The organism is Raineyella fluvialis (genome assembly GCF_009646095.1).
In the GTDB taxonomy this organism is placed as follows: domain Bacteria; phylum Actinomycetota; class Actinomycetes; order Propionibacteriales; family Propionibacteriaceae; genus Raineyella; species Raineyella fluvialis.
Genome location: NZ_CP045725.1, coordinates 2,575,062 through 2,587,315, shown reverse-complemented (window position 1 = coordinate 2,587,315; position 12,254 = coordinate 2,575,062). Strand labels below are relative to the sequence as shown.

9 protein-coding genes and 2 pseudogenes are annotated in these 12,254 nt (G+C 70.9%); all 11 read right to left on the bottom strand.

Going from position 1 to position 12,254, the window contains the following annotated elements; translation table 11 throughout:
- Positions 1-144: 144 nt before the first annotated feature.
- The 11 genes and pseudogenes from Rai3103_RS11805 to Rai3103_RS11755 all read right to left on the bottom strand — a co-directional run bounded on the left by Rai3103_RS11805 (position 145) and on the right by Rai3103_RS11755 (position 12,254).
- A complete protein-coding gene (locus Rai3103_RS11805; protein ID WP_153572769.1) occupies positions 145-444 on the bottom strand; it encodes a YggT family protein in 300 nt (99 codons plus the stop codon).
- 30 nt (positions 445-474) lie between these two features.
- Positions 475-828, bottom strand: coding sequence for a cell division protein SepF (locus Rai3103_RS11800; protein WP_153572768.1), 354 nt, complete (start codon positions 826-828; stop codon positions 475-477).
- 423 nt (positions 829-1,251) lie between these two features.
- Complete coding sequence (locus Rai3103_RS11795) at positions 1,252-1,995, bottom strand: purine nucleoside phosphorylase YfiH/LACC1 family protein (RefSeq protein WP_153572767.1); 744 nt, start codon at positions 1,993-1,995, stop codon at positions 1,252-1,254.
- 9 nt (positions 1,996-2,004) lie between these two features.
- Positions 2,005-3,210 carry a cell division protein FtsZ gene (ftsZ, locus tag Rai3103_RS11790; protein ID WP_153572766.1) on the bottom strand — a complete coding sequence of 402 codons (1,206 nt, stop codon included), beginning with the start codon at positions 3,208-3,210 and terminating at the stop codon, positions 2,005-2,007.
- Positions 3,211-3,465: 255 nt separating this feature from the next.
- Positions 3,466-4,287 carry a cell division protein FtsQ/DivIB gene (locus tag Rai3103_RS11785; protein ID WP_153572765.1) on the bottom strand — a complete coding sequence of 274 codons (822 nt, stop codon included), beginning with the start codon at positions 4,285-4,287 and terminating at the stop codon, positions 3,466-3,468.
- Positions 4,287-5,695: pseudogene (gene murC / locus Rai3103_RS11780) on the bottom strand (UDP-N-acetylmuramate--L-alanine ligase). The gene Rai3103_RS11785 and the pseudogene murC overlap by 1 nt, the downstream one beginning before the upstream one ends.
- Entirely contained in the window at positions 5,692-6,786 is a 1,095-nt protein-coding gene (gene murG / locus Rai3103_RS11775; RefSeq protein ID WP_153572764.1) for an undecaprenyldiphospho-muramoylpentapeptide beta-N-acetylglucosaminyltransferase, read from the bottom strand. The pseudogene murC and the gene murG overlap by 4 nt, the downstream one beginning before the upstream one ends.
- Positions 6,783-8,132 carry a putative lipid II flippase FtsW gene (ftsW, locus tag Rai3103_RS11770; RefSeq protein WP_153572763.1) on the bottom strand — a complete coding sequence of 450 codons (1,350 nt, stop codon included), beginning with the start codon at positions 8,130-8,132 and terminating at the stop codon, positions 6,783-6,785. The genes murG and ftsW overlap by 4 nt, the downstream gene beginning before the upstream one ends.
- Positions 8,133-8,189: 57 nt before the next feature.
- A pseudogene (murD, locus tag Rai3103_RS11765) lies at positions 8,190-9,646 on the bottom strand (UDP-N-acetylmuramoyl-L-alanine--D-glutamate ligase).
- Positions 9,643-10,737, bottom strand: a complete 1,095-nt coding sequence (mraY, locus tag Rai3103_RS11760; RefSeq protein ID WP_153572762.1) for a phospho-N-acetylmuramoyl-pentapeptide-transferase — start codon at positions 10,735-10,737, stop codon at positions 9,643-9,645. The pseudogene murD and the gene mraY overlap by 4 nt, the downstream one beginning before the upstream one ends.
- Positions 10,734-12,254 carry a UDP-N-acetylmuramoyl-tripeptide--D-alanyl-D-alanine ligase gene (locus Rai3103_RS11755; RefSeq protein WP_153572761.1) on the bottom strand — a complete coding sequence of 507 codons (1,521 nt, stop codon included), beginning with the start codon at positions 12,252-12,254 and terminating at the stop codon, positions 10,734-10,736. Before Rai3103_RS11755 ends, mraY begins: the two co-directional genes overlap by 4 nt.

Sequence of the window (12,254 nt, the reverse complement as noted above, 5' to 3'; positions counted from 1 at the left end):
AATAGCCTACCCCAACAGTATCGTCCGTCTGTACGTGGCTACCGTATTTGGCGTAGCGGCAGGTCGCAAGGCGACCGGCGCCAACCCTCACCCGGCACCTGAAGGTTTGCCGGTGCCCCGCCCTCTCCAGCTCATGCCGCAGTGTCATCCAGCGATCAGGAACGTCGCGTTCAGCCGCATCAGCAGCCAGACCGCGAAGAACAGCAGCATGAACGACACGTCGAAGGCGACGTTGCCCATCCGCACCGGGCGGATGAACCGGCCGAGCCACTTCAGTGGCGGGTCGGTGATGCTGAAGGTGGTCTCGGCGACCAACAGGACCAGGCCCCGGGGGCGCCACTGCGGGGCGAGCACCGGCACCCAGGAGAGCACCATGCGTACGAACAGCAGCGCCATGAAGAGCCACAGCACGGCATGGATGACGAGACCCAAGGTGGTCAGCATGTACTTCCGATCAACAGAGCGGGCGAGGGATCAACTCTGATTGTAGAAGCCCTCCGCAATGCGCTGTTTGTCCTCGGTGGTGACCCGGACATTGTGCGGGGAGAGGAGGAAGACCCCGTTGTCGACCTTCTCGATGGAGCCGTTGAGGCCGAAGATCAGGCCGGAGGCGAAGTCCACCACCCGCCGGGCATGGTCATGCTCCATGAAGGAGAGATTGATGATCACCGGGAAGCCGTCACGGAAGTTCTCCCCGATGCTGCGGGCCTCGTTGAAGGTCTTCGGGGTGATGAAGATGATCCGGTTGATGTCCGCCGTGCGGGAGGGCTCCACGGCCGGCTCGCGGTAGGGCTCCTGTTCGGCCGGGAGCCGGACCGGCGAGGACACCGCCGCGGGGTGTGGGCGTGGGAACCGCGTGCGGGAACCATCTCGGTGACCTCTGTCTCCTCGTGGGACGGCTCGTCGTAGTCGTCCTCGCCCTGCCGGTAGAGATTGTCGTACGCCCCGCTGTCCTCGTACGTCCCGGACTCGTCGCCGTAGTCGTCCCCGAGGACCCGCTCCGCTCCGCGGGCGTGCCCGCGCAGGTCGTCGTCGTAGTCGTCGTAGCGATCGGTCTCGCGAGGCCCCAGGCCGATCCACTCGCTGGCGCGCTTGACCCATTGAGCCATCCGAGATCCTTCCTCCGTGTCGTCCGGTGCGAGGGCACCCACCGGCCTACGGACAACGGGCGTCATCAGTGACGATACCGTGCGCCCCGCAATGCCGGCGGAACCCGCCGCCGACACGCCAGCCGCAGGACGCCGGGGCGGATCAGCCGAGCCAGATCAGACCGAGTTGGCGGCCCGCCGCTGCACCGTCGCGACGGTGACTGTGCAGGGAGGGAGTGGTCAGCGTGCACGGGCCGACGTACGCCACCTCGACACCGGCTGCCCGGAGTTGGGCACCGACGCCGGCGGTGAGATCGATCGCCGGCGTCCCCCAGCGCGTCGTGCCTCGGGTCTCGGCGATGACCGCCGCAGCGGCGTCGGCCATCTCGGCAGGGACCTCGTAGCACTCGCCGTGGATGTGCGGGCCGACCCAGGCGACAAGGTCAACCGCCCCGAGGTCCCGCATGGCGGCCACGGTCGAGGGGATGATACCGCCCAGGACGCCGGCCCGGCCGGCATGGGCCGCGCCGATGATCCGGCGGACTGGGTCGGCCAGGACGACCGGGACGCAGTCGGCGGCACGGACCGCGAGCGCCACCCCCTCCAGTCCGGGGCCGGCGACGAGCGCGTCCCCCTCCGGCTGGGCCGTCTCGTCCCACCGGGCCAGGAACGCCTCGTCGACGAGGTGCACCTGGCAGGAATGCACCTGGTGCAGCGTCAGGACGCGGCTGAAGCCTGCGTCCGCGCGGAGGCGGCGCAGGTTCTCTGCGCGGGCTCGCGGGCCGCCGTCCACCGCACCGAAGCTGAGGGTGCCGGCGGCGGGGGTGACGCCCCCGTCACGGTCGGTGAAGCCGATGCCGACCCCACTGGCGGGATCGGCATCTGGCTGCTTCAGGTAGGCCCACACCGTGGGCGGTCAGCCGAGGAAGTCGGGCAGGTCGATGTCGGCGAGGTCGTCCTGCGGCTTGGCCGGCGAGGGACCGAAGCCGTTGCGCACCTCACTGGGAGAGGGGCTGCTCGCCGGCGCCGGCGGGGCGGCCGGTGCCGGGATGGCCTGGCCGGCCGGGGCGTTGTCGGCAGCCCGACCGAGACCGCCCTGACCTCCCGCGGCGGCCTGGGGCCGGAGCTGGTCGTTGGTCCGGCGGGTGATGCCCTGCTCACGCTTCGGCGGCTCTCCGCCGTCGAAGCCGGCCGCTATCACGGTCACCCGGACCTCGTCGCCGAGGGAATCGTCGATGATCGTGCCGAAGATGATGTTGGCGTCATCCGCGGCCGCCTGCTCGATCAGGTCGGCGGCGGCCGACACCTCGAACAGACCGAGGTCCGAACCACCGGCGATCGACAGCAGGACGCCATGGGCGCCGTCGACGCTGGCCTCCAGCAGGGGCGAGGAGATGGCCATCTCGGCGGCGATCCGGGCGCGGTCCTCGCCGCGGGCCATGCCGATGCCCATCAGCGCCGAGCCCGCGTTCGCCATCACGGACTTGACGTCGGCGAAGTCGAGGTTGATCAGTCCGGGCGTGGTGATCAGGTTGGTGATGCCGGAGACGCCCTGGTAGAGCACGGTGTCGGCCTGGCGGAACGCGTCGAGGATCGCCACCTGCTGGTCCGTCATGTCCAGCAACTTGTCGTTGGGGATGGTGATGAGGGTGTCGACCTCTTCGCGCAACGTCGCGATGCCGTCATCGGCCTGGCGGCTGCGGCGCTTGCCCTCGAACTTGAACGGCTTGGTGACGACACCGATGGTCAGCGCTCCCAGAGCGCGGGCCACTCGGGCCACGACCGGGGCTCCGCCCGTGCCGGTACCACCACCCTCACCGGCGGTGACGAAGACCATGTCGGCGCCCTTCAGCGCCTCCTCGATCTCGTCGGCATGGTCCTCGGCGGCCTGACGGCCCTTGTCCGGGTCCGCACCGGCACCCAGGCCGCGAGTCAGCTCACGGCCGATGTCCAACTTGACGTCCGCGTCGCTCATCAGCAGCGCCTGGGCATCCGTGTTGATGGCGATGAACTCGACACCCTGGAGCCCGGCCTCCATCATTCGGTTGACGGCATTGACACCGCCGCCGCCGACGCCGACGACCTTGATCACGGCCAAGTAGTTCTGGGATGCACTCGCCACGGGGTTCCCGCCTCGCTTCTGGATATCGGACTCCAACAGGTCTCCCGGTGATGGGAAGTCCGACGCGCCACCGGAGGCTCGACCGGACACCGTTCACCTGTCCGAAGACTGAGGCACGATGCGGCCCCAGACTGTTGTTCAGACTATGAGGATCGGCCCGTGGATTTCCACAAGGCCGCTGCGACGCGCCGAGAGTCTCAACCTCAACTCTAGGCATGTCCGCCGTAGTCGCAGCCCCCATGCTCGCCGGCGGACTCACCGCGTGGTCGGGAAGGCCGGCGCCGAGACGTCGTAGACCTTCGCGCCGTCGACCTGCTTGAGCAACACGGTGAGCACCTGTCCCTTGAGCTGGGGATCCTCAGGACCTCCCCAGACCACCGTACGGCCCTTGTCGAGTTCGAGGGTCACCGCGGCCGCTGAATCGGCCCGCACGGAGCGCACCTGAGCCCGGATGGCGGCCGGAAGGGTCGCCACGGTGCGGCCCACGGCCGAGGTCACGGCGGAGTCGCCGGGGTTCCCCTGGGCCTGCAGGACGTCCTTTGGCGCGTCGCCGACCTGCGCGTACGCCCGGCCCTCCGCGTCCACCAGGACGTAGGTGCCGTTCACGGGGAAGGCGACGACCGGGCTGCGTTCGGTGATCTGCAGACTGATCGTGTGGGGCCAGGACCGCAGCACGGTCACGTCCCTGACCGGCGCCAGCGATCGGACCCTGGTGGCGATCTCCGTGGTGTCCTGCCGGACCAGGGGGACACTGTCGGGCACCTGGGCGGCCGCGATGACCTGGTCGGGGGTGAGCAGGGACGTGCCCTGCACATCCACGGCTCGGGTGGCGAACACCGGCGACAGGGCCAGGAGCCAGACGGCGACAGCCACCAGCACGCTGATGACCAGGGCGACCGCCAGGCGGCGGCGCTGCCGGCGGAGGGCGCGCTCGCGGCGCAGGCGGATCGGACCACTCAGATCGGCGACGCCGTCCCTGGGCACCGCGCGGCGCTCACGCGCCCGCCGTGAGCCGGGCTCGGCGGACGCACCCGCCCCCTCGCGGGCCTGGGCGGGTGGTGGGACACGCCGCCCCATCAGCGGCCCGTGCGGGCCAGCGTCTCGACGACCATCGGGCCCACCGTGGTGACGTCGCCGGCGCCGATGGTCAGCACGATGTCGCCCGGTCGGGCGAGGGAGGCGAGCCGGTCCGCGGCCTCCGCGTGGGTGCCGACGGGGTGCACCCGGGCCGGGCCGAGGACGCGGGCCGTCACGTCCCCGATCAGCGCCGTGCTGACGCCGGGCATCGGTTCCTCGCGCGCGCCGTAGATCTCCATCAGGACCACCTCGTCCGCGGCGGTGAGAGCCCGGCCGAACTCGGCCGCGAAATCCCGGGTCCGCGAGTACAGGTGCGGCTGGAAACAGGCGACCACACGGCCGCTCCCTGCCGCGTCACGAGCGGCCGCCAGCACCGCGTCGATCTCGGTCGGGTGGTGGGCGTAGTCGTCCACCACCCGGATCCCGGCCACCTCCCCCACTGTCTCGAAGCGGCGGTGGGCGCCTCGGAAGTCTGCCAGTGCATCCGCGGCTGCGGCCGGGTCGATCCCCAAGGCCGAGGCCGCGAGGAGGGCAGCCGTCGCGTTCGCGAGGTTGTGCAGGCCGGGGACGCACAGTGACACCGCCACGTCACCGGACGGCAGTGCCACCGTGCCGCGCACGCCGGCACCGTCGTGGCTCACGCCGCTGATCCGTACGTCGGCGGCCGCGGTCGTACCGTACGTCAGGTGCGGGTGGTCCCCGAGTGCCTCGGCGAGGGCGACACCGCCGGGTCCGTCGACGTTGATCACCGCGAGGTCGCCGGCGCCCGCGGCGAACCGGACGAAGCCGGCCGCGTACGCCTCGGGGGTGCCCCAGTTGTCGAGATGGTCGGCCTCGACGTTGGTCACCACGCAGATCCGGGCCGGGTACTGCAGGAACGAGCCGTCCGACTCGTCGGCCTCGACCACGAAGGGCGTGCCCGGGCCACCCAGCCGCGAGCTCTCCCCCGTCGCGAGGGGGCGCCTACCACGTACCCTCCGTCCGCGCCAGTGCCGGTGAGGACGTGGGCGATCATCGCCGACGTGGTCGTCTTGCCGTGGGTCCCGCCGACCGCGATGCCCGGCCGGCCCAGCATCAGCGCGGCCAGCGCGGCGCTGCGGTGCCAGACGCGCAGGTCGCGGCGGCGCGCCTCGGCCAGCTCGGGGTTGTCCTCCCGCACCGCCGAGGAGACGACCACGGTCCGGGCGTCGCCGAGCTGAGCGGGGTCGTGGCCGACGTACGTCCGGACGCCGTGCCCCCGCAACATCTCGAGGTTGGCGGAATCGACGCGGTCGGAGCCGCTGACCTCGAGGCCGAGATCGGCGTACAGGGCGGCGATGCCGGACATCCCGGCGCCACCGATGGCGATGAAGTGGAGCGGCCCGATCGTGCGCGGGTCGGCCAGGTCGACCGGCGTGATCAGGGTCATCGGGCGGCCGCCTCGAGGATCATGTCGCAGAGCAGGTCAGCGGCGTTGCCGGGCAGCATCCCGCGACCCGCGGCCCGCATCCGCGCCAACCGGTCCGGGTCGGTGACGAGCGGCGCGATGATGTCGACGAGCGCGTCGCCCGTGCAGCGGATGTCGGACAGTCGGATGGCGCCACCGGCAGCGACCAGGGAGTCGGCGTTGCGGGCCTGCTCCCCGTTGCCGTGCGGCAGTGGCACGAGGACCGCGGGCAGTCCCACGGCGATCGTCTCCATCACGGTTCCGGCACCGGAGCGACCGACCATCAGGTCGGCCACGGCGTAGGCCTTCTCCATCGCGTCGACGTAGGCCACCGGCCGGTACGAGGCACCGGTCGCCTCGTCGACGACGGGGACCATCTCGGCGCGGAAGTTCTTCGGGCCCAGGACGTGCAGCACCTGGATGCCGCGGGCGATGAGCTCCGGGTAGGCGGCCGTGATCGCCGCGTTGATGCTCCGGGCGCCCTGGGAACCGCCACTGACGAGCACGGTCGGCAGCCCCTCCTCGAGCCCGAACTCGTGGCGCGCCGCCGGGGCCAGGGCCTCGCGGTCCATGCCGGTGATCTCGCTGCGCAACGGCATGCCGATCACCCGGGAATGGCGCAGGGGGGTGCCGGGAAAGGTCACGGCGACCCGGTCGGTGAAGCGGGTGGCGACCTTGTTGGCCAGGCCGGGAACGGCGTTCTGTTCGTGCACGACGATGGGGATCCGCAGCGCACGGGCCGCGAAGTAGGCCGGCATGGAGACGTAGCCGCCGAAGCCGACCAGCACGTCGGCCTGGTGATTCTTGAGGATGTGGCGCGCCTGGTTGATCGCGCGCCGCAACCGCAGGGGCACCTTCACCAGGTCGAGCGTCAGCCGGCGCGGGAGCGGAACGGGGTCGATCAGCTGGAGGTCGAGGCCGGCGGCCGGCACCACCCGGGACTCGAGGCCCTTGGGCGTCCCGATGGCCACCAGCGACACACCGGGCTCGCGCTCACGGAGGCGGTGGGCGGTGGCGATCAGCGGTGAGGTATGGCCGGCGGTGCCACCCCCGGCGAGCACGACGTTCGTCATCTGGTTCTTCCCGTTCCCTTCTGGCGGCGCCCTCCGGGCGTCGCTCCCCCACGTCCCCCGGTGCGTCCGGAAGTACTCTCGAGCGGGGCGGCCCGGCCGTCGACGACCGCGCTGACCCGCCCGATGTTGTGCTGGTGGGCCCTGGCTCGAGCCCGCCGTTCCCGTTCCGCCACGGCCCCCGGTTCGGCCCGGGCACAAGCCATCAGCAGACCCACCGCCATCAGCGTAGCCACCACCGCCGAGCCGCCGGCCGAGATGAACGGCAGTGGCACGCCCATCACCGGCCAGGCCCGCAGGACGACGGCGATGTTGACGTATGCCTGGAAGATGATCCACCCGGTCGCGCCCGCGGCGAGGTAGCGCTGGTACGGGCGGACGGAGCGCCGCATGATCCGGATCCCGGCCCAGCCCAGCAGGGCGAAGAGGGCGACGATCGACAGGGTGCCGAACAGACCGAGCTCCTCACCGATCACCGCAAGGATGTAGTCGGTGTGCGCCTCGGGCAGGCCGCCCCACTTCTGCCGGCTGGCGCCCAGGCCGAGTCCCCACCAGCCGCCCGAGGCGAGGGCGTAGGTGCCCATCATCGACTGGTAGTTGGCATCGGTGACACCTGACTGGGGACGCAGGAAGGCGACCAGGCGCATCATCCGGTAAGGGGTGGTGGCGATCAGGATGCCGACGACTCCCCCCGCCAGACCGGCGATCCCGGCGAAGATCTTGAGCGGAACACCGGCCACCCACAGGACGGTCGCGATGATGGCGGCCATCACCACCGAGGAGCCGAGGTCGCCCTGCAGCATGGTGAGTGCGATCAGCAGCCCCGACACGGACAGGTACGGCAGGAGCCGGCGCAACTGGTCGAGCTCCCGGTCGTGGTCGGCGAGGACCTGGGCACCCCACCAGACGATGGCCAGCTTGGCGAACTCCGACGGCTGACCGGTGAACGGGCCGAGGGCCAGCCAGTTGCGGTTGCCGTTCACGGTCAGGCCGAGGTTGGTGAAGGTCAGCAGCAGCCCGACGAAACTGGTCAGGACCAGGAGGATGGAGATCCGGCGGGTGCGCTCGGGCGGCAGGGCCGACAACCCGGCGGCGAGCACGAGGCCGCCGAGGATGAAGGCCGCTTGACGCAGGAAGATCTGGTAGGAGTTGCCGTTGTTCTTCGTGTACGACAGGACGCTCGAGGCGGACAGCACCATCATCGAGCCCATGAAGAGGAGCAGCGCCACCGAGGTGAGCAGCAACGCCTGACTGGCGCGCGGATGGTCGAGCCAGCCACGGACGGTGGCGGTGGTGTCGGCGACCCAGTCGCGGGTCTCGTCGGCCAGGTTGCGCGTGTCGATCGCCATGCCCTGCGTCCTCCGGTCGTCGTGGCTGTCGTCTGGTGGTGACGGCCCGACGAAACGTCAGGCCCGGCCCAGCCCCCGCGCCTCACGGGCGAAGTCGTCGCCGCGAGCCGCATAGTCCGGCCACATGTCGCGACTGGCGCACCCGGGGCCAGCAGGACGGTGTCACCGGGTCGGGCCATCCGGGCCGCGGCGGCCACGACCTGGGCCATGACCCCAGTGTCCGCCGAATCGAAGACTTCGACCGGGACGTCGGGGGCGTGTCGGCGCAGCGCCGCCGCGATCACCTCGCGGTCCGCGCCGAGCAGCACGACGCCCCGCAGGCGACCGGCGACCCCCATCACCAGGTCGTCGAAATCCGTTCCCTTGGCCTGTCCCCCGGCGATCCACACCACCGGGTCGAACGCGACCAGGGAGGCGTGGGCCGCGTGCGGATTGGTGGCCTTGGAGTCGTCGACGTAGCGCACCCCGTCGACCTCCGCCACGGTCTGGATCCGGTGACCGCCCAGGTGCAGGTTGCGCAGGCCGTCACGTACGGCGGTGGCGGGGACGCCGTACGAACGGGCCAGGGCCGCCGCCGCGAGAGCGTTCGCGACATTGTGCGGGGCGTACGGGTGGACGTCGGTCAGCGAGGCGAGTTCCAGCGCTGAGGTCTTGCGCTGTTCCACGAAGGCGCGGTCGACCAGCAGGTCGTCGACGACACCCAGCATCGAGGGTCCCGGGATGCCCAGGGTGAAGCCGATCGCCCGGGCGCCCTCGGTGACTTCGGCCTCCTCCACCATCCGCTCGGTGGTGGGGTCGGCGACGTTGTAGACGCAGGAGTGGGTCACCCGCTGGTAGATCCGGGCCTTGTCCGCGGTGTAGTCGGCCATCGACGGGTACCACTCGAGGTGGTCCTGCTCGACGTTGAGGACGGCTGCCGAGTGCATCGCCAGGCTGTTGGACCAGTGCAGCTGGAAGCTGGAGAGCTCGACCGCCAGCACGTCGTACGGCTGCGGGTCGAGCACGGTCTCCATCACCGGCTTGCCGATGTTGCCGCAGGCCACGGCGCGCAGACCGGCGGCCTGGAGCATCGACTCGAGCATCTGGGTGGTGGTGGTCTTACCGTTGGTGCCGGTGATGGCGAGCCAGGCGGGGGCCCGCTCGGGGTCCTGCAGCCGCCAGGCCAGCTCCACCTCGCCATAGATCGGTACGCCACGGAGCGCGGCCTGGGCCAGCAGCGGTGTGGTGGGGCGCCAGCCCGGTGAGGTGACGACGAGGTCGACGTCGTCGGGCAGCGTGGCGGTGGAGCCCGGTCCGAGCCGCACCTCGGCGCCCAGCACCTCGAGGATGGTGCCCCGCTCGGTGATCTCCTGCGTGTCGGACTCGTCCAGCACCACGACCTGGGCGCCGAACTCGAGCAAGGCGTCGGCGGCGGCGAAGCCGGAGGTGCCCAGGCCGGCGACCACGACGCGGGCCTGCGGCCAGGCGGAGGTGCGGTCGGCGGTGCCGATCCAGTCGGGTCGTACGCGGTTCACTGGAGTCCCAATCCCGTCACCCACTCGCCGTAGAAGATGCCGATGCCGAGGGCGACGAAGCAGCCGGCGATGATCCAGAAGCGGATCACGATGGTCACTTCGGACCATCCGAGCATCTCGAAGTGGTGCTGCAGCGGGGCCATCTTGAACACCCGCCGCCCTGTCCCGGTGCGCCATCGGGTGAACTTGAACCAGCTCGTCTGGATCATCACCGACAGGGTGATGATGACGAACAGGCCGCCGAGGATGACCAGCAGCAGTTCGGTGCGGCTGCAGATGGCCAGGCCGGCCAGGGCGCCGCCCAACGACAGCGACCCGGAGTCACCCATGAAGATCTTGGCGGGCTTCGCGTTCCACCACAGGAAGCCGAAGCAGGCTCCGGCCAGCGCGACGGCGACGACCGCCAGGTCGTGCGGGTTGCGGACGTTGTAGCAGGTCGGTGAGGCGGCCCCGCCCCAGGCGCACGACTTGTTGTACTGCCACAGATTGATCAGCGCGTAGGCCGCGAAGACCATCGTCGAGGCCCCGGCCGCCAGCCCGTCGAGACCATCGGTGAGGTTGACCGCGTTGGACGTGCCGAGGATGAGGATCAGGAACCAGATGGCCGCCAGCCAGACCGGCAGGCTCAGCCACGAGATGTCGCGAAGGAAGGACACGAAGCCTGAGGCGGGAGTGACGCCGCGCTCGTCGGGGAAATTGACGGCGAGGATGCCGAAGAGCACCGCGACGGCCGTCTGCCCCGCAAGCTTCTGCCAGGCGGTGAGGCCGAGCGAGCGCTTGTTGGAGATCTTGATCCAGTCGTCGAGGAAGCCGACGAAGCCCGTGCCGACGAAGAGGAGCAGGACCAGCAACGCGCTGACCGACGGCGGCTTCCAGGTGACCAGGTGCGCCAGGCCGTACCCCAGGACGACCGCGATGATGATCACCAGCCCACCCATCGTCGGCGTGCCGCGCTTGGTGTGGTGCGAGGTCGGCCCGTCATCGCGGATGAACTGGCCATATCCCTTCTTCACCAGCACACCGATGGCCGCACGGGTGCCCAGCAGCGTGCCCACCAGGGCCATGGCTCCCGCCAGCAGGATCGTCGTCAACGTACGCCTCCAGTCTCGTCAGCATCCGACACCCCGGTCCCACCGGCGGCGAGCGCGTCGGCAACGGTTTCCAGGGCCAGGCCGCGGGAGGCCTTCACCAGGACCACGTCCGCGGCCCCGAGGGGCGCCGCGGCCGTGATCAGGGCGAACTTATCAGGTGCCACGGACGCCCGGATCCCGACATTCTGCGCGAGGGCCCCCTCGACGATGGCGCCGGCGAAGTCCCCGATGGCCACCACGTCGGTGATGCCGAGGGTGGCGGCCAGGGCGCCGATCCGGCGGTGCTCCTCGGCCGCGTCGTCGCCGAGTTCGAGCATGTCGCCGATGAGGGCCCAGGTCCGGGAGCGGGGGTCACGGGACCGACGGGCGGCACCGAGCCTGGCCAGTGTCCGCAGACCGCTGGCCATCGAGTCGGGGTTGGCGTTGTAGCTGTCGTTGAGGATGACGGCGCCGTCCGGGCGCTCGTGCAGCTCCATCCGCCAGTGCGAGAGTGCTTCGGCGTCCGAGAGGGCGGCGGCGATCTGCTCGGCGTCGAGGCCGAGGACGTACGCCGCGGCGGCCGCCGCCAGCGAGTTGGGCACCTGGTGGGCGCCGAGCTGGCGCAGACGGACCGGGAAGACCGCCGTGACGACCTCGCCCTCCCCGGCCGGCGACCACGCCGTGCGGTCCTCGATGTGCAGGGTGTAGCCGTGCCGGTCGAGCTCGTCGGCCTCGACGTCGGTGGCCCACACCTGGACCTCACCGCCGTCGGCGGGGCGCTCCCCCACGGCGAACCGGGCGACGTGGCCCCGGGTCCGGGAGGCCATGGCGGTGACCCGGGGATCGTCACCGTTGAGGACGGCCCAGCCTGCCTCGTCGACAGCCTCGACCAGCTCACCCTTGGCCTTGGCGATCATGTCCTGCGAGCCGAACTCACCGAGGTGGGCGTGCCCGACGTTCAGTACGACGGCGACGGTGGGCGGCGTGATGGAACAGAGGTAGGCGACGTGCCCGATGCCACGGGCCCCCATCTCGGTGACCAGGAAGCGGGTGGTGGCGTCACAGCCGGTCGCGGTGAGTGGCGCGCCGATCTCGTTGTTGAAGGAGCCGATCGGGGCGACAGTGGGTCCGGCCGTGCGCAACACCTGGGCGATCAGGTCCTTGGTCGAGGTCTTGCCCGACGACCCGGTGATGCCCACCACGGAGAGTGCGGGGCTGGTGTCCACCACGTGACGGGCCAGCGCCGCGAGCGCGCGCTGCGGGTCGTCGACGACGAGGCACGGCACCCCCGCCTCCACCGGTCGTTGGGTGACGGCGGCGGCAGCGCCGGCGGCTGCGGCGGTGGCGACGAAGTCGTGCCCGTCGACCCGCTCGCCGGGGAACGCCACGAAGAGCGACCCGGGGGTGGCCCGGCGAGAATCGATGACGACGTCGGGACCGACGGCGAGGCCCTCCAGGGCGGACAGCTCCACCCCGTCCGGCGGCGCGATGCGGGCACCGATCGCCGCAGCGATCTCGGTCAGGGAGCGGGGTTGCAC